Here is a 21,690-nt window from a genome sequence, read left to right as displayed (position 1 = left end):
CGAAAGAGCGCGAATTCGGTCTGGCGAAAGGCGCGGATGTCGTCCAAGATGAGCTGTCCTATTGCTCGCACGAAGACCTGCCGATGCCCGCCCAGACACTGAACGCACCCGCTCTCGACGGCGTGGTGCTGAGACCGATGACCGCTGCCGACCTGCCGGTCGCGCACGCGTTGACTGCCGAGCTGCGCTGGCCGCACCGCCCCGCGGACTGCGCGCAGGTCTTCGCGCATGCCGAGGGCATCGTTGCCGAGCGCGACGGCGAGCTCGTCGCCACCGCGCTGCGCTGGCGCTGGGGCGAGCGTCACGCCACCATCGGCCTCGTGATCGTGGCGCCGGCCTGCCAGGGTCGCCGCCTCGGCCACCGGCTCATGAGCGCGCTGCTCGAAGGCCTGGACGCGCACACGGTGCTGCTGCATGCGACCGCCGACGGGCGAGGTCTTTACGAGCGCCTGGGCTTTGTGCGCACTGGCGAGCTGCGGCAGCACCAGGGCGTGGCCCAGCCGGCGCCGCTGGTCGCGCTGCCCACGGGCTGGCGCCTGCGGCCCGCCGGCCAGAGCGAGGCGGCATCGCTGCAGGCGCTCGACGCGGCGGCGCGCGGCATGCCGCGGGATGCGCTGATCGCCGATCTGCTGGCCGCGTCCGACGCCTGCGTGGTGCTCGACCACGACAACGCGCCGCGCGGCTTTGCGATGCTGCGGCGCTTCGGGCGCGGGCACGCGATCGGTCCGGTGGTGGCGCCCGATGCCGAAGGCGCGAAAGCGCTGATCGCGCATCTCGCCGGCCTGAACGCCGGCCACTTCACGCGCATCGACATCGACTTCGCGAGCGGGTTGGCCGAATGGCTCGAGAGCATCGGCCTCTTGCGCGTGGACGCGCCGACGACGATGGTGCGCGGTGCGCCGCTTGCCACGCCGCCGGGCGGGCCGGCGCTGTTCGCGATCGTGACCCAAGCCGTCGGTTGATGGCGATGGGCACGGCCACCTTTCTCTACAAGTCAGACCCGGTGCGCGGCCGCCAGTGGGCCGAGGTGTTCGGGCGCCGCGCGCCCGGGATCGACTTCCGCATCTGGCCCGACATCGGCGACCCGGCGCAAGTGCGTTTCCTAGCGGCCTGGGAGCCGCCGCCGAATCTGGCCGAGCGCTTCCCTAACCTGGAGGTGCTGTTCTCTTCCGGCGCCGGTGTCGACCAGTTCGACTTCGCGGCGCTGCCGCCGGACTTGCCGGTGGTGCGCATGGTCGAGCCCGGCATCGTGCAGGGCATGGTCGAGTACGTGACGCACGCGGCGCTCGGCCTGCATCGCGACATGCCGCGCTACCGGCGCCAGCAGCAGGAGGGCCAGTGGCGCCCGTTGCCGGTGCGACCCGCGGGCGAACGGCGCGTCGGCGTGCTCGGGCTCGGCTCGCTCGGCCAGGCGGTGCTGGCGCAGCTTGTCGGCCTGGGCTTCGATTGCGCAGGATGGAGCCGCTCGCGGCATGCGCTCGAGGGCGTGGAATGCCATGCCGGCGCCGATGAGCTGCCGGCCTTTCTCGCGCGCACCGACATCCTCGTGTGCCTGCTGCCGTTGACCGAGTCGACGCGCGGCTTTCTCGATGCGCGACTGTTCTCGATGCTGCCTTCGGGCGCAGGGCTGGTACACGTCGGCCGTGGGCCGCAGCTGATCGACGCAGACCTGCTGGCCGCATTGGCCAGCGGCCAGATCGGCGATGCCGTGCTCGACGTGACCGACCCCGAGCCGCTGCCGCCGGCGCATGCCTTCTGGCGCCATCCGAACATCCAGCTCACACCGCACATCGCGAGCGTGACCCAGCCCTTGAGCGCGGCCGAGGTGGTGCTGGACAACCTGCGCCGCTTCGAGGACGGCGAACCGATGCTCGGCCTGGTCGATCGCGCGCGGGGGTACTGAGGAGATGCAGGAAGCTCAACGCGACAACGAGCAGCGCTGGGAGCAGGTGCGCGCGTGCTATCCGGCGCAGGAACCGCTGCTCAACCTGAACAACGCGGCCGTCAGCCCGCCACCACGAGCCGTCGAGCAGGCGGCGATCGAGGCCCTTCGCCTGGTCAGCCGCAACCCGGACGTCAACATGTGGACCCGGCTCGATGCGAATCTGCCTTCGATCAAGGACGCGCTGGCTGCCTTGGTCGATTGCGATCCGGCCGAGATCGCGCTCAACCGGAACTCGACGGAGGGACTCAGCACGGTCATCTTCGGCGTGCCCCTGCAAGCTGGCGACGAAGTGGTGGTCTCCGAGTGGGACTACCCGAGTGCCCTCGGCGGCTGGCGGCAGCGCGCCGCACGGGAAGGTATCCGGGTCGTGACCGCGCGCTTCGATCCGCTCGCCGATGACGACGCCATCGTGAGCGCCTACTCGAATGCGTTGACGCCGCGAACGCGCGTGATGCAGCTGACGCACATGCTGCATTGGACGGGGCGTGTGCTGCCCGCCGAGCGCCTGTGTGGGCTGGCGCGCGAAAGTGGCGTGGTGTCCTTGGTCGACGGTGCGCAGACCTTCGCGCAAATGCCCGTCAGCTTCCGAACGCTCGGCTGCGACTTCTTCGTCACCAGCCTCCACAAGTGGCTGGGTGCTCCCGTTGGCAACGGCATGCTGATCGCGCGCCGCGACCGCATTGCGTCCACTTGGCCTTTGATGGCGCCGTTCGAAGACGCGCCGGATCGCATCGACAAATTCGACCACTGGAACCTGGGGACCTACAACTCCGCCCTGCAGGCGGGCATCGCCCCCGCCATCGAGATGCATCGCGAAATAGGTGTCCATGCCATGCACGCTCGCTTGCGCGAGTTGACCCGCTATTGGGTCGGACTGGCCAGCGGCATTCGAGGGTTCAGGCTGCACACGCCGGTCGACGACGAGCGGCTCGCAGCGGTCAGCCTGTTCTCGATTGCCGGCGTCGACATGAGGCATGTCGAGCGGGAGCTGCGCGAAGGGCACCAGGTGCACGTGAAGTACCGCCGCATAGGGCCGATCGAGGGCTTGCGAGTCTCGCCGCATGTCTACACCCGGAAATCCGAGCTGCAGCGCTTCGTGGAGGCGCTGGACCGCGTGCTCGGCTAGCACGGCATCAGACGCAGGCGCTTTCTCGCCGCAGAGGAATCCGGGTCCCAACAGTATGATTCCGGCCCCAAGCCCCTGCCATGCTTCTGCGCCACCTACTGATCCGACTGCTGTTGCTGGCCGTGTTCTTCAACACGGTCATCGGCATGCCTGCGCACGAAGCAGAGCATCTGCAGCAGACCGCGGCTGCGGTGACGACACTGTCGGCCCAGCTGGCGGACGAAGACGCCGATGCCTCGGAGCATGGCAACGAGGCTCATGGCGTGTGCGCGTGGTGCCTCGCCTATGCGCATCTGGGCATCGCATCCACATCATTGCCGGCCGTGCATGCATTGACCGCGCAAGCCGGCCTTCCGCGGCCGCATGCACCGGGGACATTCGTCCCCAGCCCCGGCCGTTGGCCCTTCGCCTCGCGCGACCCGCCTCACGCCGTCTCCTGAAGTCCGCCGTTGTGGCGGTGCCTTCGCTCGCTCCGCAGTCCCGTCGCCCGGCGTGAAGTCACGCGCCACGGGCGGCGCGTGTCCGGCCCTTGCCGGGCTCGCCGCTGCGCCCCCCTTTTTGCCTTGCCGAGTCTCCTCATGATTTCCATTCAACGCCCTGGGGCGAGTGCGCCCTTTCCTCTCGCCCTCGCGGTCGCAGCATTGTTCACCCACCCTGCGATCGCCCAGTCTTCCGGAGCCGGCCCTGAGGCCGCCCAGCTGTCCACGGTCGAAGTGGTCGGCCGCACCGAGTCAGGCGCCTACCACGCCGACGAAGCGGCCGGCGCCAAGACCGACTTGCCGCTACGCGAGCTGCCCCAGTCGGTACGCATCGTCACGCGCCAGGCCATCGACGATCTCGGCGCGACCAAGCTCGACGACGTGCTCGACTACGTCGGCGGCGTCTCGCGCCAGAACAATTTCGGCGGCCTCTGGGACAACATCGCCATCCGCGGCCTGCCGGGCAACGAGAACACCGGCATGGCGACGCTGCTGAACGGCTTCTCCTCGAACCGCGGCTTCAACGCCCCGCGCGATCTGGCAGGCGTCGAACGCATCGAGTTCCTCAAAGGGACGGCGGCCGCTCTCTACGGCAGCAGCGAGCCTGGCGGAACGCTCAACATCGTGTCCAAGCGGCCGCTCTGGAAGGCGGCCCATTCCGTTGAAGGCTATCTCGGCAGCTACGGCCTCAAGCGCGGCGCGTTCGACAGCACCGGCCCGATCGGCGAGAACTTCGCCTACCGGCTCAACGTCGCAGTGGAAGACCGCGACAGCTTCCGCGACCACGTGAGCGCCGAGCGAGGCGTGATCGCGCCGGCTTTCACGTGGAAGCTCGGCCGCGACACTGTGCTGGAGTATTCGGGGGAGTTCCTGCGGCACGCCACGCCGCTGGACCGCGGCGTGGTCGCGGTCGACAACCGCCTGGGCGCCATTCCGCGCAGCCGCTTCCTGGGCGAGCCCGCCGACGGCAACGTGACGGTGGAGAGCCAGACCCATCAGCTCATCCTGTCGCACGAATGGAATGCCACTTGGCGCAGCCGGCTGGGCCTGTCCTACCGCGAGACCTCGGTGAACGGCTTCTCGACCGAGGCGACGGCCCTGCGCGCCGACAACGCGACGCTCACGCGCCAGCGGCGCTTCCGCGACTTCGACTCGGACGACATCGCCTTGCAGGCCGAGCTGCAGGGCAACGTGAAGACCGGCGCCATCGAGCACGAGCTGCTGTTCGGCCTGGAGAGCTTCCGCTTCAGCATGGACTCGCTCATGCTGCGGGCCAATCCGACGACGGCTCGGCCCTATGCAATCAACATCTACAACCCGGTCTATGGCCAAGCCCAACCGGTGCCGGGGCGCAACACCGACACGCTGGAACACCAGCGCAACACCGCGCTCTACGTGCAGGACGCGATCAAGCTCGCGCCCGAATGGCGCCTGGTCGCCGGCGCGCGCGTGGACAACTACCGCCAGTCGCTCGAGAACCGCATCACCGGCACCACCGCCCGCCAGGATCCGTCGTCGACCTCGCCGCGCATCGGCTTCGCCTGGCTGCCGGCGCCGCAATGGACCGTCTACGCGAACGCCGGCCTCTCGTTCCGCCCCAACGTGGGTTCCGACTTCGCGGCCCAGGGCTTCGAGCCGGAAACCGGCCGCGCTCTCGAGCTCGGCACCAAGTGGGAAAGCGCGGACAAGCGCATGGGTGCGACCGCCGCGCTGTTCGACATCCGCAAGCGCAACGTGCTGACTGCCGACCCCGTCAACACCGGCTACTCGATGGCCGCCGGCGAGATCCGCAGCCGCGGCCTCGAATTCGACTTCGCGGGCCAGCTGACGACGAACTGGCGCCTCAATGCCAGCCTGGTGCTCAACGACGTGGAGATCGCGAAGGACAACACGCTGGAGGTCGGCGGCCGCCTGCTCAACGTCCCCCGTGTCAACGGCAGCTTGCTCGCGGTCTACGAGAACGCGCTTGCCAACGGGCAACGCTATGGCATCGGCGGCGGGGTCACGCACGTGGGCAAGCGCCTGGGCCAGGCCCGCACGCAGGCCGAAGCCGATGCCGCGACGCCCGCCTTCGATCTGCCGAGCTACACCACCGCCAAGCTGGTCGCCTACTGGCGCATCAACCCCAGCCTGCGCGCGACGCTGGACGTCGACAACCTGTTCGACACCACCTACTACAGCAGCTCTTACAGCCGCCTCTGGGTGACGCCGGGCACGGCGCGCACCATCACCATCGGCTTGCAAGCCAAGTTCTGAACGCGAGCGAATGCAGACCATGCCCTTGACCGACCTTCCACCGCCGCGCGCTGTGACCGCGCCCCATCCTGCCCTCGAAGCCGCCGGTGTGGTCGCCGGCTACGGTGCCCACACCATCCTGCACGGGTTGGACCTCAGGGTCGAAGCCGGTGAAATCTATGCGCTGCTGGGTGCCAACGGCGCCGGCAAGACCACCACGCTGAGCCTGTTCCTGGGCTTCGTGGAGCCCGGGCGCGGTCGCGTGCGCGTGAACGGCACCGACCCTGTGGCCGACCCGACGGCGGCGCGGCGCCAGCTCGCATACATCCCCGAGAACGTGGCGCTCTACGAGCATCTGAGCGCGCGCGAGAACGTGGCCTACCTGCTCGACCTCGCGGGACAGCGCGCCAGTGTGCAGGCGATCGACGAGGCCCTCGCATGCGCCGGCCTGGAAGCTGCGGCGCACGGGCGGCGCGTATCGGGGTTTTCCAAGGGCATGCGCCAGAAGGTGTCGATCGCGCTGGCGCTGGCGCGCAAGGTGCCGGCGCTGCTGCTCGACGAGCCCACCTCCGGCCTCGACCCGCAGGCCACGGCCGAATTCAACCGCCTGCTGGGGCTGCTGCGTGCACAGGGGGTGGCCATCCTCATGGTCACGCACGACCTGCTCAGTGCCGCCGACGTGGCGGATCGCATCGGCTTCATCGACGGTGGACGGCTGGTCGAAGAAGTCGCAGCGTCGGGCCCGGAGCGTTTCGATGTGCGCGCACTGCACCGGCGCTACGCCGGCCAGGAGGCGCAGCAATGAGCGCCGTGCTGCGCATCGCGCGCGAGGAGTGGCGCCTGCTGCGGCGCGACCGCGTTGCAGTGCTCGGGTTGACCTTGCTGCTGCTGCTGACGGCCGTGGCCGCATTCACTGCTTGGGAACAGCGCTGCACCACGGACGCCGAGCGCGCGCGTCACCAGACGCAGGTGGACCACGAGTTCGAGGCCCAGCCCGACCGGCACCCGCACCGCATGGTGCACTACGGGCACTTCGTGTTCCGGCCGCTGAATCCGCTGGCGGCTTTCGATTCCGGGGTGGATGCCTACACGGGCCACACGCTCTTCCTCGAAGGACATCGGCAGAACAGCGCCAACTTCGGCGACGTGCGGCAATCTTCGCTCCTGCTGCGCTTCGGCCAGCTCACGCCGGCCTTCGTGCTGCAGGTGCTGGCACCACTGCTGCTCGTCTTCGTGGGCCATGCGGTCCTGGCGCGCGAGCGCGAGTCGGGCACGCTGCGCATCCTGCTGGCCCAGGGCATTCGAGCGCGAGAAATCGTGGCGGGCAAGCTGCTGGCCCTGAGCGGCGTGGCCGCGCTGGTGCTGTTGCCGGCGCTGCTGGTGCTGACCTGGATCGGCGCCGCAACACCGGCACCAGCCAGCCTGGCGGCCTTGCTGGCGGTGGGCTACGGGCTGTGGCTGCTGATCTGGGCCGTCGGCATCGTTGGCCTCTCAGCATGGTTCGCGCGCGGGCGCGACGCTCTTGTGGCATTGCTGGCGGTCTGGGCGGTCAGTGTCATGCTCGTGCCGCGCCTGGCGCCCGAACTCGCGGCCTCGGCCCTGGCGCTGCCCATGCGCTTCGAGACCGACATCGCGGTGGCGCGCGACCTGGCGGCACTGGGCGACAGCCACAACCCCGACGACCCCTACTTCGCCGGCTTCAGGAAGCAGGTGCTCGCGCAGTACGGCGTCTCGAAAGTGGAAGACCTTCCCGTCAACTACAAAGGCCTGCTGGGCATGGAGGGCGAGCGGCTGACCAGCGCGCTCTTCGAGCGCTATGCCAACGCCAGCTTCGAGCGCCAAAACGCACAGTTGCGCCGGGTCGACCGCTTTGCGGTGCTGAGCCCGGTGATCGCGTTGCGCCGCCTCTCGATGGCGGCCGCAGGCACCGACCTGCAGAACTACCGTCGCTTCGTCGAGCAGGCCGAGCACCATCGCTATCGGCTGGTGCAGGAACTCAACCGGCTGCAGGCCGAGAAGCTCAGCTTCGCTGGCGACCGTTCCAGCCGCGACAGTCGCATCAGCCACGCACACTGGCACGATTTCGCCGAGTTTCGCTACGAAGCCGCACCGCCCATCGACGCGCTGCGCCGTGCGGCGCCAGCCGCAGGTGTGCTGCTGCTCTGGCTGGCGATGCTCGCGGGTCTGTTGGGACTGGCAGCGCAACGCCTGGGAAGGATCACGCGATGAGCTGGCTCGCCCATGAATGGCGCCTCCTGGCGCGCTCGAGACTCGCTGTGACTGCGCTGGCATTGCTGCTGGTTCTGTCGGCCGTGGCCGTCATTTGCGGCGCCCGCGAAGTCGCGCGCCAGCAGCAGACGATTGCGCGTCTGGCCGAGCTACAGCAACATGATCTGGCTGCGCAAGCGCGCAAGTACACCCACGGCGGTGATGCTGGCTCCGCCGCCTACTTCACCTTCCACAGCACCTGGGATGCACCGTCTCCCACAGCCTTCCTCGCGCTCGGGCTGCGCGATGCCGCACCCTATGTGCTGCGCGTGCGCGCACTGGCGCTGCAGGCTCAACTGCACGAAGGCGAGAGTTTCAATCCCGAACTGGCACTGGCCGGACGCTTCGACTTCGGTTTCGTGCTGGTGTACCTGGCGCCTCTGTTCGTGATCGCCTTGTTGTACGACCTCGTTTCGGGCGAACGCCGGTCGGGCCGGCTGGGTACGCTACTGGCGATGTCCGGCGCCGGTCGGCGCCTGTGGCTGCGCCGTGCAGGGCTGCGCGTGGCGCTGGTATTCGCTTGCCTCGTGCTGCCGGTGCTGGGCGCAGGGCTGAGCAGCGGCACCGCAACGACAGCCCTGGCCACGGCACTCCTGGTCACGGCGGCCTACCTGGCGTTCTGGGGCGGCTTGGCGCTGATCGTGGCGACACGAAGCGGAAGCTCTGCCGCCAACGCAACGGCGCTCATGGGCTGCTGGGCGGTGTTGACCCTGGTCCTGCCCACCATCGCCAACGCCGCGCTTGCGCGCGCCGTCCCGGTGCACCAGGGCGTGGAGCTGATGCTGGCGCAGCGCCAGGCCGTGCATGGCGCGTGGGACCTGCCACCAGAGGCCACGATGGAGAAATTCTTCCGCACGCATCCCGAATGGAAGCACACCGCGCCGCTGCCTTCGGGCTTTCACTGGAAGTGGTACTACGCCTTTCAGCAGCTCGGCGACGAGAGCGCGGCGCCGCAGGTGGCGGCTTATCGCGAAGGCTTGCTCGCGCGCCAGGAGTGGACCGCACGCCTGGGTTGGCTGCTGCCGGGCGTCGGTGTGCAGGCCGCGCTGCATCGCCAGGCCGATACCGATCTGCAGGCGCAGCTCGCGTATCAGGATCGCATCGCAGATTTCCACACGCGGTTGCGGACCTACTACTACCCGTACTTGCTCGACGACGTGCGCTTCGGTCTCCGCGACTTCGCCGCCCAGCCGCGCTTCGGCCCGTCGGCCAGGTCCGCGGAGACACCTGCGGGTCAATTGCCGGGACTCGTGCTGATGGGCATATGGGCCTTGGTGCTGGGCGTGGCCGCCACCGGTCGAGTGCGACCGATGTGAACGCCCGTGACGTATGCGCGACGGCACGATCTGCTGTAGCGACTCGCACAACCGCAGCCTGCTTTGCGCAAGGCCCTCAATGCAGCACCCGCGCGAGGGGCACGCGGCCTAAGCTTTTGGACATCCAAAGGCCCGACCTCAGCCCCACCATGACACACCCCACCGCATTACCCCACCAAGCCGCGCTCGACGCCATCGACCGCGCGCACCTCATCCATCCCGTCTCGCCCTGGCGCATGCATGAAGAGCGTGGCCCTACCGTGCTGGCCTCGGGCCGCGGTGCATGGCTCACCGATGCGAGCGGCCACGAGCTGCTCGATGCGTTCGCCGGCCTCTGGTGCGTGAACGTGGGCTACGGGCAGGAGAGCGTGGTGCAGGCCGCGGCCGAGCAGATGCGCCGCCTTCCCTATGCGACCGGCTACTTCCACTTCAGCAGCGAGCCGGCCATTCGCCTGGCAGAGAAGCTGGTGCAGATCACGCCCGCATCGCTGACCCGCGTGTACCTGACGCTCGGCGGCTCCGAGGCGATCGATGCCGCGGTGCGCTTCATCGTGCAGTACCACAACGCGATCGGCAAGCCGTCGAAGAAGCAGTTCATCGCGCTGGAGCGCGGCTACCACGGCTCCTCGTCCACCGGCGCCGGCCTGACCGCACTGCCGGCCTTCCACCGCGGCTTCGACCTTCCGCTGCCCACGCAGCACTACATCCCGTCGCCCTACGCGTATCGCCATGCGGACGGCGCCGACCCGCAGGCGCTGATCGCAGCATCGGTTGCCGCATTGCGCGCCAAGGTGGCCGAGCTGGGCGCGGACAACGTAGCCGCCTTCTTCTGCGAGCCGATCCAGGGCTCGGGCGGCGTCATCGTGCCGCCCAAGGGCTGGCTGAAGGCGATGCGCGAGGCCACGCGCGAGCTCGGCATTCTCTTCGTCGTCGACGAGGTCATCACCGGCTTCGGCCGCACCGGCCCCATGTTCGCGTGCGAGGCCGAGGGCGTGGAGCCCGACCTGATGACCATGGCCAAGGGCCTGACCGCCGGCTACGCGCCGATGGGCGCGACGATGATGTCGGAGCAGGTCTATGCGGGCATTGCCGACGGCGTGCCGGCGGGCGCGTCGGTCGGCCACGGCGCCACGTACTCCGCGCACCCGGTCAGCGCCGCGGTCGCGCTGGAGGTGTTGCGCCTGTACGAGGAAGGCGGCGTGCTCGCCAACGGCCAGCGCGGCGCGGCCCATTTCGGGGCCGGGCTCGACGCGCTCTGCGCGCACCCGCTGGTGGGCGATGCGCGCCACCGCGGTCTGCTGGGTGCGTTGGAGCTAGTGAGCGACAAGGCCACGAAGCGCAGCTTCGATGCCGCACTGGGCTTGTCCGACCGCATCTTCGCCGCCGGCTATCGCAACGGCCTGGTGTTCCGCTCCTTCGGCGACCACATCCTCGGTTTTGCGCCTGCACTCACCTTCACCGAAGACGAGTTCGCCCAGATGTTCACGCGCTTGAAGAAGACGCTGGACGAGGTGCTGGCCGCGCCCGACGTGCGCGCCGCACTGGCCGGCTGAGCGCGCCTGCGCAAACCAGGACCGACGCACGCAGAATCGGGGCATCTCTCCTACCCGGCACCGCCATGTCAGAAGCTTTCAAGATCGACCGACTCGACCTGCGCATCCTGGCGCAGCTGCAAAAGAACGGGCGCATGACCAACGTGGACCTGGCCGATGCAGTGGGCCTGTCGTCCAGCCCCTGCCTGATGCGCGTGAAGCGGCTGGAGCAGGCAGGCTACATCGCCGGCTACGGCGCGCACCTGCGGCTGGAAAAGCTCGGCGACACGCTCACCGTGTTCACCGAGGTCACGCTGCAGGACCACCACCGCGAGGACTTCGCACCTTTCGAGGCCGCGATCCGCGAGGTCGACGAGGTGCTCGAGTGCCACCTGGTGAGCGGCGGCTACGACTACCTGCTGCGCTTCCTGACGCGGGGCGTGAACCACTACCAGGAAGTGATCGAGGAACTGCTCGAACGCAACATCGGCATCGCGAAGTACTTCAGCTACATCGTGATCAAGTCGCCCTTCATCAAGACGCATTGTCCGATCGGACGGCTGTTTCCCCACCCGCGCTGAGAGGCGCGCCTTCGTTCCGTCCATACCCGCCACTGCGCTGACGGGCGACTGGCGCAGCCGCGGTTGACGGGCGACTATCACACGTACTTGTTCAAAGAAATGCGCTTCGGTCCCGGCGACTTCGCCAGCCGAACGCTTCAGCCGGTCCCCCCGGTCGGCGGAGACACCTGCGGGTCAAGCGCTGGGACTGGTGCTGATTGCGTACTGGCTTGGTGCTGGGCGCGGGCGCAACCGGTCGAGTGCGTCCGATGTGAACGCCTCTGACGTATGCACGACGGCAGCATCTGCTTTGGCGAGTCGCACAACCGCAGTCTGCGTTGTGCAAGACCCTCATTGAAGCACCGGCGCGAGGGGTGTGCAGCCTAAACTTTTGGACATCCAAAGGCCCGACCTCAGCCCCATCATGACGCACCCCACCGCATTAACAAGCCTCCGTGGCCACGCCTTTACGGATGGCAATGAACAACCCTCACGTCTTTTCCAGAAGGCCGACTCCATGAACTCCTCCATCATCGAGCACCTCAGGAGCGCTGGCCGCCTGGATCGCATGTTCATTGACGGCGAGTGGGTCGTGCCTCAGGGGCAAGCTCGAGCCTCTGTCATCGATCCGTCGACGGAGGAGCCTGTCGCAGAGATCGCGCTGGGCAGTGCAAGAGATGTCGCTGCAGCCGTGGCTGCGGCGCGGGGCGCCTTCGCGACCTGGTCCGTGAGTTCCGCCCAGAGCAGGGCCTTGCTTCTCGATCGCGTCCACTCCCTGATCCTCGAGCGCGCAGAAATGTTCGCTCAGGCGATCTCGTTGGAGATGGGCTCTGCCATCGGCGTTGCGCGCAGCACGCAGGTGCCGTCTGCGGCGCAGCACATCCGCGTGGCCCGGGACAATCTGGCCAGCTATCCGTTCCTCACCCATCGCGGAGACATGGCCATCATGCGCGAGGCCATCGGCGTGTGCGGCCTGATCACACCCTGGAACTGGCCGCTCTACCAGATCACCGCCAAGGTCGGACCCGCCCTGGCAGCGGGATGTACGGTCGTTTTGAAGCCCAGCGAGCTGTCGCCCCTGAGCGCCTTGCTCTTTGCCGAGGTGATGCACGACGCTGGCATCCCGCCGGGTGTGTTCAACCTGGTGAACGGCAATGGGCCGGAGGTCGGCGCGGCCTTGGCCACGCATCCCGACGTGGACATGATCTCGATCACCGGTTCGACGAGGGCCGGCGTGCTGGTTGCCCAAGCGGCCGCCGCCACGGTGAAGCGCGTGGCCCAGGAACTCGGCGGGAAATCGCCCAACGTGATCCTGCCGGATGCGGACCTGGCGCGTGCTGTGCCAGCAGGCGTGGCGGCCGCCTTCCGCAACGTCGGCCAATCCTGCAGCGCTCCGACGCGCATGATCGTGCCCCGCGAGCGCCTCCAGGAGGTTGAGCGGCTCGCGCTCGAAGCGGCAGCCAGCCTCGTCGTGGGCGATCCGCGTTCGAATCAGACCACGCACGGCCCGGTGGCGAATCGCGCGCAGTTCAATCGGGTGCAGGAAATGATCGGCATCGGAATCGCCGAAGGCGCGCGGCTCGTTTGTGGCGGCCTCGGGCGGCCAGAGGCCTTAAGCCGCGGCTTCTACTGCCGTCCGACCATCTTCACCGCGGTGCATCCTCGAATGCAGATCGCGCAGGAGGAAATCTTCGGGCCCGTGCTCGCATTGATCCCCTACGACAGCGTGGACGAGGCCGTGGAGATCGCCAATGGCACTGTCTACGGCCTGGGCGCCCATGTGCAAGGGAAGGATCTCGGCGCCGCGCGCGCCGTCGCGGCGCGCATCCGGTCCGGGCAGGTGCACATCAACTATCCGGCCTGGAACCCCCATGCCCCCTTCGGCGGCTACAAGCGCTCGGGAAATGGCCGCGAATACGGCATAGAAGGTTTCGAGGAGTACCTGGAAACCAAGGCCGTTCTTGGCTTCCAGGATGCCTCGGCACCCAGTGCCATTTGACAGACTTTCAGTGAAAACATCGCGCATCGCGCAGGAGCAATCATGACCGTGGCCTTAGTGCTGCATCGCGCCGACGGCGCACCCGTTTCAACCTCCTTCCGCAGGACGGCGTTCGGCAAGGACGACCCCTTTCCGCGGCATCGGGAGATCGCGTGGGAAGGACCGGGTTCGATGAGCGCAGGCCGAATCAGCTTCATCGGCGAGCTCGAAGTCCCGAGCTTTCCCCACACCGAGACCATCGTCGTCATGGCCGGAGAGCTCAGCCTGACGGCGGCCGGCGCGGCACCGCTCGTGCTCCGCCCCGGTGAAGGGGCCGTCATCGCCCGCGGCACGGCAGTTCGCATACTGGCCCGATCGCGCACGCTGTTCGTGTTCTGCGCCGCAGCGGCAGAGGGGCCGAACAACCCCGGCATCACGCCGCTGCGCGCCGGCAGCGTGCGGTTCGCAGCCCCTGATGGAAGCGTCCTGTCGGTGGGAACGGGCGATGCGCTGTTCGTACCCCAGGGCGCACCGATCGGGTGGGAAAGCAGTGATCGCGTGGCGAAGTTCTACGTGGTCCAAAGCGTCCAGGCTTGAATCGACGAGCGAGATTCATCATGTCCCCTCCGCTGCACCATATCAACACTTCCCCCAAGCTTCCGGCCTCCGCTGACGTCGTCGTGATCGGCGGCGGCATCATCGGTGTCTTTACCGCCTACTACCTGGCCAAGCGCGGCGTTTCAGTCGCCTTGGTCGAAAAGGGCAGGATCGGCGCCGAGCAGTCGAGCCGCAACTGGGGCTGGTGCCGGCAGCAGAACCGCGACGCGCGCGAACTGCCCATGGCGAGCAAGAGCCTCGATCTCTGGGAACGATTTGCCGCCGAAAGCGGTGAAGACACGGGTTTTCATCGCTGCGGGCTCTTGTATCTCAGCAACGACGAGGCCGAGCTGTCCCGTTGGTCCAGCTGGCGTGATTTTGCGAAGACCGCCGGCGTGACGACCTACATGCTCAACAGCCGGCAGGCCGCGCAGCGCGGGCAAGCGACTGGCCGCGCCTGGAAAGGCGGCGTCTTCTCGCCCACCGATGGCACCGCCGATCCTGCCAAGGCTGCGCCGGCCGTGGCAGCCGCGCTCATCAAGCTCGGAGGCAGCGTTCATCAGAATTGCGCGGCCCGCGGCATCGAGACGGAAGGCGGACGGGTCAGCGGCGTCATCACGGAAGCCGGGGTCATCAAGACCAGGACCGCCGTGCTCGCCGGTGGCGCCTGGGCCTCCTCGTTCTGCCGGCAGCTCGGCATCCGTTTTCCCCAGGCCTCGATCCGCCAATCCATCCTGAGCGTGTCGCCTGTGGAGCATCGCTTGCCGGATGCCCTGTTTACGGCGGGCGTGTCCGTCACGCGCCGCAACGACGGACGCTACGCACTGGCCATCAGCGGCCGCGCACGCGTGGACGTGACGCCACAGTTCATGCGATTCGCCCCGCAGTTCGTGCCCATGTTCGCCAAGCGCTGGCGCAGCCTTCTTCCGGGAGGCCTGGAAGGCATTCGAGGTGGCCACGAAACGCTGAAGCGGTGGCGGCTCGATGCGCCGACGCCGATGGAGCGGGTGCGCATCCTCGATCCGAAGCCCTGTTTGTCCACGGTCAGGGAGACCCACCGCCGCGCTGTCGAACTCCTGCCTGAACTGCGCGAAGCAAGGATCACGGACGCCTGGGCCGGCTTTGTCGATAGCACGCCGGATGGTGTTCCCGGCATCGGCGAAGTGCCGTCCATCCCGGGCTTCATCCTGGCTGCGGGCTTTTCCGGGCACGGCTTTGGCATCGGCCCTGGGGCCGGCCACCTCATCGCGGACCTTGCCACCGGTGCCGAACCGATCGTGGATCCCATACCGTACCGGCCCGAGCGGTTCAGCGGCTCAGCATGGGGCAAGGTCGCTGATTTCTAGGCCGCGCACAGCATCGCGGTAACGGGCACCAAAGGCATACATGTCTTCGAGCGATGTGATCGTGATTGGCGGCGGCTTGGTCGGCACGGCAGTGGCCTACGGGCTGGGCCAGCTCGGCAAGAACATCACGGTCCTGGATGAAGGCGACGATGTGTTTCGCGCTTCCCGCGGAAACTTCGGCTTGATCTGGGTTCACGGCAAGGGCCGCGGCGTTCCCGACTATGCCCGCTGGACCAGGGAGTCCGCGCGGCTGTGGCCCGCGCTCGCCGCGCAACTTCACGGCGAAACCGGCATCGATGTCCAGGCCAGGCAGACCGGCGCCTTCAACCTGTGCTTTTCCGAGGCCCAACTCGCGGCGCGCAGCGAGCGGCTTGCCGCCGTGCGCGATGAAGTAGGCGGCGAATATCCCTACGAGATCCTCGACCGCGCGGCCCTGCTGCAGCGATTGCCCCACGTCGGACCGAAGGTGGTCGGCGCCAGCTACTCGCCGATGGACGGCCATGTCAATCCGCTCAAGCTGCTGCGCGCCCTGCACACCGCGTGCATCCAGCGGGGCGTGATGCTGAAGACAGGCCATGGGGTGGAGCGCATCACGCACGCAGACGGCCTGTTCACGGCGCACATCCGGGGGCAGCAGTTTCGCGCGCCCAAACTCGTACTGGCCGCGGGACTCGGCAACGCGAGCCTGGCCGGTCAAGTCGGCCTCCACGCGCCGGTGCGGCCGAATCGCGGGCAATTGATCGTCACCGAGCGCACCGAAAAGCTCTTCGACTATCCCACGGGGCATATCCGGCAGACCGACGAGGGCGGCATCCAGATCGGGGAGTCCATGGAAGACGCGGGCTTCGACGACAGCACAACGACCAGCACCTTGGCCGAGCTCGCGCGCCGCGCCGTCGTCAGTTTTCCCATGCTCGGCCAGCTCAATGTGGTCCGGGTATGGGGCGCGTTGCGGGTGATGACGCCCGACGGCTATCCGATCTACCAGGAGTCGACATCCTGCCCGGGCGCCTACGTCGTCACTTGCCACAGCGGCGTGACCCTGGCCGCGGCCCACGCCTTTCGCATCGCCCCGTGGATCGACGGCGCAGCCGCGCCCGAGGAGCTGGACGCCTTTCGGGGCGATCGCTTTCCCGCCGCAGACCATCCGACACAGGCCCTGGATTACGCCATTGCCAACTGAACCGCTCTTTCACGCGATCTCGGCGGCCACCGAGCCCTCCATCGATGTCGAGTTCGACGGTCGCCGCCTTGCGGTGCTGGGCCAGCGCTCGGTGGCTGCCGCCTTGCTGGCGGCCGGTGTGTCGCGCTTTCGCTCCACGCCCGTGTCGGGTGCGCCACGTGCTCCCTACTGCACGGCCGGTTCCGGGCATTTTCGGCGTCCGATGTAGGCCCTGCTTAGGGCCCCGATGCAGTCTTTCAGTTCTCTCGGAAGCTGTCATTCGATTCGGTCGCCCACCATCTACCTCGAGAGCTTGACCAAGAGGCCGAGCGTCGGCTTGGGCGGTGCGCCTTCGGCGCGGAGCTTTCGGCGTTCGTGCCCCTGGAGCGCATCTCAGTGTCGACGCAAGTCATAGGAGTTTTTCCGGTGTGATCGGCAGGTCGCGGACGCGCTTGCCGGTGGCGTGATACACCGCATTGGCGATGGCAGCCGGAATGCCGACCATGCCCAGTTCGCCCATACCCTTGACGCCCAGCGGGTTGACGATGGTGTCGTCTTCCTCCACGAAGATGGTCTCGATCGAATGGATGTCTGCATTCACCGGCACGTGGTAGTGCTGCAGGCTTGCGTTCATGATGCGCCCGGTGCGGTGATCGACTTCCGTTGCTTCCTCCAGCGCCATGCCGATGCCCCAGACCACCCCGCCGATCTCCTGGCTGTGCGAGGCCAGCGGATTGAGGATCTTGCCGCAGGCGGTGATCTCGACCACTCGGCTCACTCGGATCGTGCCCAGGTCGGGATCGACCTTCACCTCGACGAACTGGGCGCCGTGGGCCAGCGAGGCACATTTCGCGCGTTCGGGCGACGGCATAGAGTTGTGAACCTCGGTGATCTCGTTGGTGCCGGCGCGCCGCATAACCTCGGCGATGTTGACGGAGCGGGCTGGATCTCCCTTGGCGCGAAGGCGGCCGTCGAGCATCTCCACATCGGTGGCAGCCGCGCCGCGTAGCGGAGAGCCGGAATCCTGGTTCGCCATGTCCAGCAGCTTCTCGGCGATGGTGAGCGCCGCGCCGCGCACGGCCGAGCCGACGCTGGAGGTCGTCCACGAGCCCCCTTGGGCGGGCGCCTGGGGCTGGCGTGTGTCGCCCAACTCAAACTTCACTTGATCCAGCCGAAGCCCCAGGAACTCGGCGGCGATCATCGTCATCACCGTGTAAGTGCCTGGGCCGATGTCGCTGGTCGCGCTGGTCACGCTGGCGGTGCCATCGACTCGGTAGGTGACGCGCGCGCTCGCGGGCATCTGCATGGCGCCCCAGACGCTCGATGCCATGCCCCAACCCACCAGCAGCTTGCCGTCGCGCATCGATCTCGGCTCGGGGTTGCGGTTCTTCCAGCCGAACTTCTCCGCGCCCAGACGGTAGCATTCGCGCAGAGCCTTGCTGGAGAACGGCTTGCCGCTTTCAGGATCGACCTCAGCATAGTTGATCAGGCGCAGTTGCAGGGGATCGATCTTCAGTGCGTAGGCGAGTTCGTCCATTGCACTTTCCAGCGCGAACATGCCACTGACCGCCCCGGGTGCGCGCATCCACGTCGGGGTCGCCAGATCGGTGGCGGCGACCTTCAATGGCGCGTGCAGATTGGGGCAGGCATAAACCTGCTTGAGAAAGCCCGTGGTGTTGTCAGAGAACGGCTCGAACGACGAAGTGTTGTGAAACGCCTCCTGGACGATGGCATGCAGCTTGCCGCTGCGGTCCGCGCCCAGAGCGACCTTCTGGATCGTCTGCGGCCGATAACCGTGCCCTGTGAACATCTGCGCGCGCGTAAAGACCACCTTGACCGGACGCTTGAGTTCCAGCGCCGCCATGGCGGTGAGCGACGGGTAGTAGTTCGGCTTGAGCGAGGAGCCGAAGGCGCCACCGACGAAAGGCGACACCACACGGATGTTCTCGGCCGGAACGCCCAGGGCTTCGGCCAGGTGCTTCTGGACGCCGTAGACGTTCTGGGTCTTGTCGAAGATCGTGAGCTGGTTTCCTTCCCAGAAGGCGATCGCCGCGTGAGGCTCCATCGGGTTGTGGTGCTCGATCGGAATGCGGTATTCGGACTCGACCTTCACCGCCGCGGCCTGCAGCGCGCCTGCAGGATCGCCTCGCGGAGGCGTATTTTGCGGTGCGGGCTCGGCGCGCCCAAGCACCGCCTCCAAGTCGGTGATGTGCGGCTCGGCCTGATAGCTGACCTTGACCAGCCGAGCCGCATGGCGCGCCTGCTCGTAGGTCTCGGCGACTACCAGTGCGATCGGCTGGCCGTTGAAGAACACCCGGTTCGACTGCAGCGGCCAGGACCATTGCGGCGGCGCGTCGGCTGCCGGCGCCTTGCCCAGGCGGCCCGCGTTCAGATGGGTGAAGACGCGCACGACGCCCGAGGACTGCTCGGCTTCGCGGGTATCGATCGCGGTGATCCTGCCCTTGGTCACCGTGCTCAGCACGATGAAGCCGTAGGCCACGTGCGGAACCTGGAACTCAGCCGTGAATTTGGCCTTGCCGGTGACTTTGGCGATCCCGTCCACGCGGGTCGTTTCTTTTCCGAGATGGCGTGCCATGGTAATTTTTTCCTTCGCTCAAGCCAGCTTCGCGGCGCGCATCAACGCACGCACAACGGATCGTTGACCCAGTTCCACCTTGTAGGCGTTGTGGGACAGAGGGCGGGCATCGCGCAGCGCTGCTTTGGCGGCCTGGTCGAACGTGTCCTCGCTGGCTCGGCGGCCGATCAACATCGCCTCGGCCTCGACGCTGCGCCAAGGCTTGTGGGCGACGCTGCCCAGCACCACGCGCGCCTGGCGGATGGTGCCGCCATCGAGCTGCAGCGCGGCCGCAACGGCGACCATCGCGAAGGCGTATGAGGTCCGATCGCGCACCTTCAGGTAGTGGGAGTTCCGCGCGAACTCCGCTGCCGAGACTGGCAATTCGACGGCCAGGATCAACTCACCGTGTTGGAGGTTGTTGTCCCGCTGCGGCGTGTCGCCCGGCAGCCGGTGGAAATCAGCCATCGGGATCAGGCGCTCGCGACCGTCCGTTGCACGCACGCGCACGTTGGCGTCCAACGCATACAGCGCGTTGGCCATGTCGCCCGGGTAGGTCGCCACACAAGCTTCGCTCCAGCCAAGGATGGCGTGAATCTTGTTCAGCCCCTCGCGCGCGCCGCAGCCGGTGCCGGGCGCGCGCTTGTTGCACGGCGTGGCGGTGTCGTAGAAGTAGTTGCAGCGGGTGCGCTGCAGAAGGTTGCCACCATTGGTCGCCATGTTGCGCAACTGCCCGGATGCACCCGCGACGATGGCCTGGGTCAACAGCGGATAGTTCTCGCGGATCAGCGGATGGTTGGCGGTCTCGGTGTTGGTCGCCAGGGCCCCGACGGACAGGCCGGCGCGCGTGCGCTGGATCTGCCGCAACGGCAACTGGCGGATATCCACCAGACGCGTGGGCCGCTCGACGTCTTCCTTCATCAGGTCCACGAGGTTCGACCCACCCGCGAGGAACTTCGCGCCAGGAACGCTCGCCACTGCTGTAGCGCCCGATGCGGCATCGGCCGCCCGTACATACTCAAACGGTCTCATGGCCATCCTCCCTGCGCACCGACGCCAATTGCGTTTCTGTGGCGAATCCCCAGGTCTGGGCGCTCTGGCGGCCCGAGTGCGCCTCCTGCACCGCGGCAACGATGCCGGGGTACGCGCCGCAGCGGCAGATGTTGCCGCTCATGCGCTCGCGGATCTCGTCGTCGGTCAGTCGTGTCGTGGTCTTGCCGACGTCGGCGGTGACGTGGCTGACGTGCCCGCGCCGGGCTTCGCCGAGCAGGCCGACCGCCGAGCAGATCTGTCCCGGGGTGCAGTAGCCGCACTGGAAACCATCGTGCTTGATGAAGGCGGCCTGCACCGGGTGCAGTTGGTCGCCCTGGGCCAGCCCTTCAATGGTGGTGACTTCACGCCCTTCGAGCGTCGCCGTCAGGGTGAGGCAGGACAGTACTCGCTGACCGTCCACCAGCACCGTGCAGGCGCCGCATTGGCCTTGATCGCATCCCTTTTTCGATCCTGTCAACGCCAGGCGTTCGCGCAGGGCGTCGAGCAGAACGACGCGGGAGTCAAGTTCCAGCGTCTTTGCCATGCCGTTGATCAGGAAGTTCACCTTGACGACGTTCTGCGCCTTGATCGACGCCGTTGCGGCGCCTTCGGCAAGCGGCATCTGTGCCAACGCAGCCTCTTGGGCAAGCAAGTTCGCCGCGAACAGGCCAACGCCGCCCGCGGCGGAGCTAATCATGAAAGCGCGCCGCGATTGGCCGACGCCATCGAGCTCGGGCATTTCTCTCAGAAGCGCTGCTTCGTCGGCGCTCAGCTCGATCGGTGGTTCGGTCTCGATGGGGTATTTCATCGTGAGGTTCTTTCTGTAACGCTAAAAGGCGTTGGCGGTTTGGCATTGCCAAGGGATCGGCTGCGCAAGGTGCGGCCTCAGCCACTTCTACGTCTTATGAATTGCGGGGACCAGATGCGCATCTGGTGGTAAGCCGGCACGATCTTTCATGGGCGGATTTCCTCGCGTCTAGTTCTTGGAGAACTCAATCTGCACGGTGCCGCTGCCGAGCGCCTGAGCCAAACCAGCGGGCTCGTCTACGTGGCCGAGACGGGTGTACGAGTAGGTCGAGTTGAAGGTCTGGTAGAAGACGACCAGGGTTCGCGACCCGTACAGCATCAGATCGCCGGTGCGAATCGTGCCGGGGCGAATTGCATTCGTCGGCAGTGGTTTCCGCAGTTCCGCATGCTTCTCGTTGTTGTTGAGGTCGGGCATGCCTATCGAGAGCGGCAGCATCGCGGCGAATTCGCGGGCTGCTTCGGTGTCGGCCAAGGTGATGGCGAAGCGACGTGCGCCAACGGTCATCCACATGCGTGACTCCTCCGGTTGGAGAGCGGCCGCCTGGGTGGCTGCAGCAGGCGTGCCTGAAGCCCCAGGCTGGGCGGCGTCACATCCCCCGAGCACGAGCAGGCCGCACAGCAGGCCAAGCCCACGCAAAGCCCGCAGCCCGCGCGCGCGACGGTTCTCAATGGCCGAGTGGCGTTGGCTGGCGCGAAGAACACAGAGGCTCGTGGTCATCGGCTCCTCCTGGT

General features: G+C 67.3%; 18 protein-coding genes and 1 pseudogene. 15 read left to right on the top strand and 4 right to left on the bottom strand.

Translation table 11 applies throughout. The annotated features are described in order from the left end of the window. The first annotated feature begins 83 nt into the window (after nt 1–83). From ACSQ9I_RS32120 to ACSQ9I_RS32050, 15 genes and pseudogenes are all read left to right on the top strand, one after another. Entirely contained in the window at nt 84–962 is an 879-nt protein-coding gene (locus tag ACSQ9I_RS32120; RefSeq protein WP_436316096.1) for a GNAT family N-acetyltransferase, read from the top strand. A 5-nt stretch (nt 963–967) separates the two neighbouring features. Beyond that, entirely contained in the window at nt 968–1,903 is a 936-nt protein-coding gene (locus ACSQ9I_RS32115; RefSeq protein ID WP_436317090.1) for a 2-hydroxyacid dehydrogenase, read from the top strand. A 4-nt stretch (nt 1,904–1,907) separates the two neighbouring features. Further along, complete coding sequence (locus ACSQ9I_RS32110) at nt 1,908–3,071, top strand: aminotransferase class V-fold PLP-dependent enzyme (RefSeq protein WP_436316095.1); 1,164 nt, start codon at nt 1,908–1,910, stop codon at nt 3,069–3,071. Nucleotides 3,072–3,151: 80 nt separating this feature from the next. Beyond that, nucleotides 3,152–3,511, top strand: a complete 360-nt coding sequence (locus ACSQ9I_RS32105) for a DUF2946 family protein (protein ID WP_436295100.1) — start codon at nt 3,152–3,154, stop codon at nt 3,509–3,511. A 138-nt stretch (nt 3,512–3,649) separates the two neighbouring features. Then, nucleotides 3,650–5,806, top strand: coding sequence for a TonB-dependent siderophore receptor (locus ACSQ9I_RS32100; RefSeq protein ID WP_436316094.1), 2,157 nt, complete (start codon nt 3,650–3,652; stop codon nt 5,804–5,806). A gap of 10 nt (nt 5,807–5,816) precedes the next feature. Next, entirely contained in the window at nt 5,817–6,590 is a 774-nt protein-coding gene (locus ACSQ9I_RS32095) for an ABC transporter ATP-binding protein (RefSeq protein WP_436316093.1), read from the top strand. Then, nucleotides 6,587–8,014, top strand: coding sequence for an ABC transporter permease (locus ACSQ9I_RS32090; protein WP_436316092.1), 1,428 nt, complete (start codon nt 6,587–6,589; stop codon nt 8,012–8,014). The genes ACSQ9I_RS32095 and ACSQ9I_RS32090 overlap by 4 nt, the downstream gene beginning before the upstream one ends. Beyond that, nucleotides 8,011–9,369, top strand: coding sequence for a DUF3526 domain-containing protein (locus ACSQ9I_RS32085; protein WP_436316091.1), 1,359 nt, complete (start codon nt 8,011–8,013; stop codon nt 9,367–9,369). The genes ACSQ9I_RS32090 and ACSQ9I_RS32085 overlap by 4 nt, the downstream gene beginning before the upstream one ends. A 149-nt stretch (nt 9,370–9,518) precedes the next feature. Next, nucleotides 9,519–10,922, top strand: a complete 1,404-nt coding sequence (locus tag ACSQ9I_RS32080; protein ID WP_436316090.1) for an aspartate aminotransferase family protein — start codon at nt 9,519–9,521, stop codon at nt 10,920–10,922. Between the two features lie 65 nt (nt 10,923–10,987). Further along, complete coding sequence (locus ACSQ9I_RS32075; protein WP_436316089.1) at nt 10,988–11,482, top strand: Lrp/AsnC family transcriptional regulator; 495 nt, start codon at nt 10,988–10,990, stop codon at nt 11,480–11,482. Nucleotides 11,483–11,978: 496 nt separating this feature from the next. Beyond that, nucleotides 11,979–13,460 carry an aldehyde dehydrogenase family protein gene (locus ACSQ9I_RS32070; protein WP_436317089.1) on the top strand — a complete coding sequence of 494 codons (1,482 nt, stop codon included), beginning with the start codon at nt 11,979–11,981 and terminating at the stop codon, nt 13,458–13,460. Between the two features lie 42 nt (nt 13,461–13,502). Next, entirely contained in the window at nt 13,503–14,036 is a 534-nt protein-coding gene (locus ACSQ9I_RS32065; RefSeq protein ID WP_436316088.1) for a cupin domain-containing protein, read from the top strand. Between the two features lie 20 nt (nt 14,037–14,056). Further along, a complete protein-coding gene (locus ACSQ9I_RS32060; RefSeq protein WP_436317088.1) occupies nt 14,057–15,382 on the top strand; it encodes an NAD(P)/FAD-dependent oxidoreductase in 1,326 nt (441 codons plus the stop codon). A gap of 40 nt (nt 15,383–15,422) precedes the next feature. Continuing rightward, a complete protein-coding gene (locus ACSQ9I_RS32055; protein WP_436316087.1) occupies nt 15,423–16,565 on the top strand; it encodes an NAD(P)/FAD-dependent oxidoreductase in 1,143 nt (380 codons plus the stop codon). A 16-nt stretch (nt 16,566–16,581) separates the two neighbouring features. Continuing rightward, nucleotides 16,582–16,749, top strand: a pseudogene (locus ACSQ9I_RS32050) (2Fe-2S iron-sulfur cluster-binding protein); the annotation flags it as partial. Between the two features lie 204 nt (nt 16,750–16,953). Here the strand turns inward: ACSQ9I_RS32050 and ACSQ9I_RS32045 are convergent. The 4 genes from ACSQ9I_RS32045 to ACSQ9I_RS32030 form a co-directional block, all read right to left on the bottom strand. Beyond that, entirely contained in the window at nt 16,954–19,140 is a 2,187-nt protein-coding gene (locus ACSQ9I_RS32045) for a xanthine dehydrogenase family protein molybdopterin-binding subunit (RefSeq protein WP_436316086.1), read from the bottom strand. Nucleotides 19,141–19,158: 18 nt separating this feature from the next. Continuing rightward, nucleotides 19,159–20,151, bottom strand: a complete 993-nt coding sequence (locus ACSQ9I_RS32040; protein ID WP_436316085.1) for an FAD binding domain-containing protein — start codon at nt 20,149–20,151, stop codon at nt 19,159–19,161. Further along, nucleotides 20,138–20,959 (bottom strand): 2Fe-2S iron-sulfur cluster-binding protein, encoded by an 822-nt coding sequence (locus ACSQ9I_RS32035; RefSeq protein WP_436316084.1) that lies wholly within the window; start codon nt 20,957–20,959, stop codon nt 20,138–20,140. Before ACSQ9I_RS32035 ends, ACSQ9I_RS32040 begins: the two co-directional genes overlap by 14 nt. 168 nt (nt 20,960–21,127) lie before the next feature. Then, the gene (locus ACSQ9I_RS32030) at nt 21,128–21,676 is read right to left on the bottom strand and encodes a cyclophilin-like fold protein (protein ID WP_436316083.1); all 549 of its coding nucleotides are present in this window, start codon (nt 21,674–21,676) and stop codon (nt 21,128–21,130) included. Nucleotides 21,677–21,690: the final 14 nt, after the last annotated feature.

Origin of the sequence: Variovorax sp. LjRoot84 (genome assembly GCF_964254305.1) — a bacterium.
In the GTDB taxonomy this organism is placed as follows: Bacteria; Pseudomonadota; Gammaproteobacteria; order Burkholderiales; family Burkholderiaceae_C; genus Variovorax.
The sequence above is the reverse complement of the archived record's forward strand: the minus strand, read 5'-3'. Positions and strand labels throughout refer to the sequence as shown.

What these genes read in the sequence shown, in the direction of transcription:
- ACSQ9I_RS32120 (WP_436316096.1), top strand. Translation starts at nt 84, where the DNA reads ATGCCCGCCCAGACACTGAACGCACCCGCTCTCGACGGCGTGGTGCTG.
- ACSQ9I_RS32115 (WP_436317090.1), top strand. Translation starts at nt 968, where the DNA reads ATGGGCACGGCCACCTTTCTCTACAAGTCAGACCCGGTGCGCGGCCGC.
- ACSQ9I_RS32110 (WP_436316095.1), top strand. Translation starts at nt 1,908, where the DNA reads ATGCAGGAAGCTCAACGCGACAACGAGCAGCGCTGGGAGCAGGTGCGC.
- ACSQ9I_RS32105 (WP_436295100.1), top strand. Translation starts at nt 3,152, where the DNA reads ATGCTTCTGCGCCACCTACTGATCCGACTGCTGTTGCTGGCCGTGTTC.
- ACSQ9I_RS32100 (WP_436316094.1), top strand. Translation starts at nt 3,650, where the DNA reads ATGATTTCCATTCAACGCCCTGGGGCGAGTGCGCCCTTTCCTCTCGCC.
- ACSQ9I_RS32095 (WP_436316093.1), top strand. Translation starts at nt 5,817, where the DNA reads ATGCAGACCATGCCCTTGACCGACCTTCCACCGCCGCGCGCTGTGACC.
- ACSQ9I_RS32090 (WP_436316092.1), top strand. Translation starts at nt 6,587, where the DNA reads ATGAGCGCCGTGCTGCGCATCGCGCGCGAGGAGTGGCGCCTGCTGCGG.
- ACSQ9I_RS32085 (WP_436316091.1), top strand. Translation starts at nt 8,011, where the DNA reads ATGAGCTGGCTCGCCCATGAATGGCGCCTCCTGGCGCGCTCGAGACTC.
- ACSQ9I_RS32080 (WP_436316090.1), top strand. Translation starts at nt 9,519, where the DNA reads ATGACACACCCCACCGCATTACCCCACCAAGCCGCGCTCGACGCCATC.
- ACSQ9I_RS32075 (WP_436316089.1), top strand. Translation starts at nt 10,988, where the DNA reads ATGTCAGAAGCTTTCAAGATCGACCGACTCGACCTGCGCATCCTGGCG.
- ACSQ9I_RS32070 (WP_436317089.1), top strand. Translation starts at nt 11,979, where the DNA reads ATGAACTCCTCCATCATCGAGCACCTCAGGAGCGCTGGCCGCCTGGAT.
- ACSQ9I_RS32065 (WP_436316088.1), top strand. Translation starts at nt 13,503, where the DNA reads ATGACCGTGGCCTTAGTGCTGCATCGCGCCGACGGCGCACCCGTTTCA.
- ACSQ9I_RS32060 (WP_436317088.1), top strand. Translation starts at nt 14,057, where the DNA reads ATGTCCCCTCCGCTGCACCATATCAACACTTCCCCCAAGCTTCCGGCC.
- ACSQ9I_RS32055 (WP_436316087.1), top strand. Translation starts at nt 15,423, where the DNA reads ATGTCTTCGAGCGATGTGATCGTGATTGGCGGCGGCTTGGTCGGCACG.
- ACSQ9I_RS32045 (WP_436316086.1), bottom strand. Translation starts at nt 19,140, where the DNA reads ATGGCACGCCATCTCGGAAAAGAAACGACCCGCGTGGACGGGATCGCC.
- ACSQ9I_RS32040 (WP_436316085.1), bottom strand. Translation starts at nt 20,151, where the DNA reads ATGAGACCGTTTGAGTATGTACGGGCGGCCGATGCCGCATCGGGCGCT.
- ACSQ9I_RS32035 (WP_436316084.1), bottom strand. Translation starts at nt 20,959, where the DNA reads ATGAAATACCCCATCGAGACCGAACCACCGATCGAGCTGAGCGCCGAC.
- ACSQ9I_RS32030 (WP_436316083.1), bottom strand. Translation starts at nt 21,676, where the DNA reads ATGACCACGAGCCTCTGTGTTCTTCGCGCCAGCCAACGCCACTCGGCC.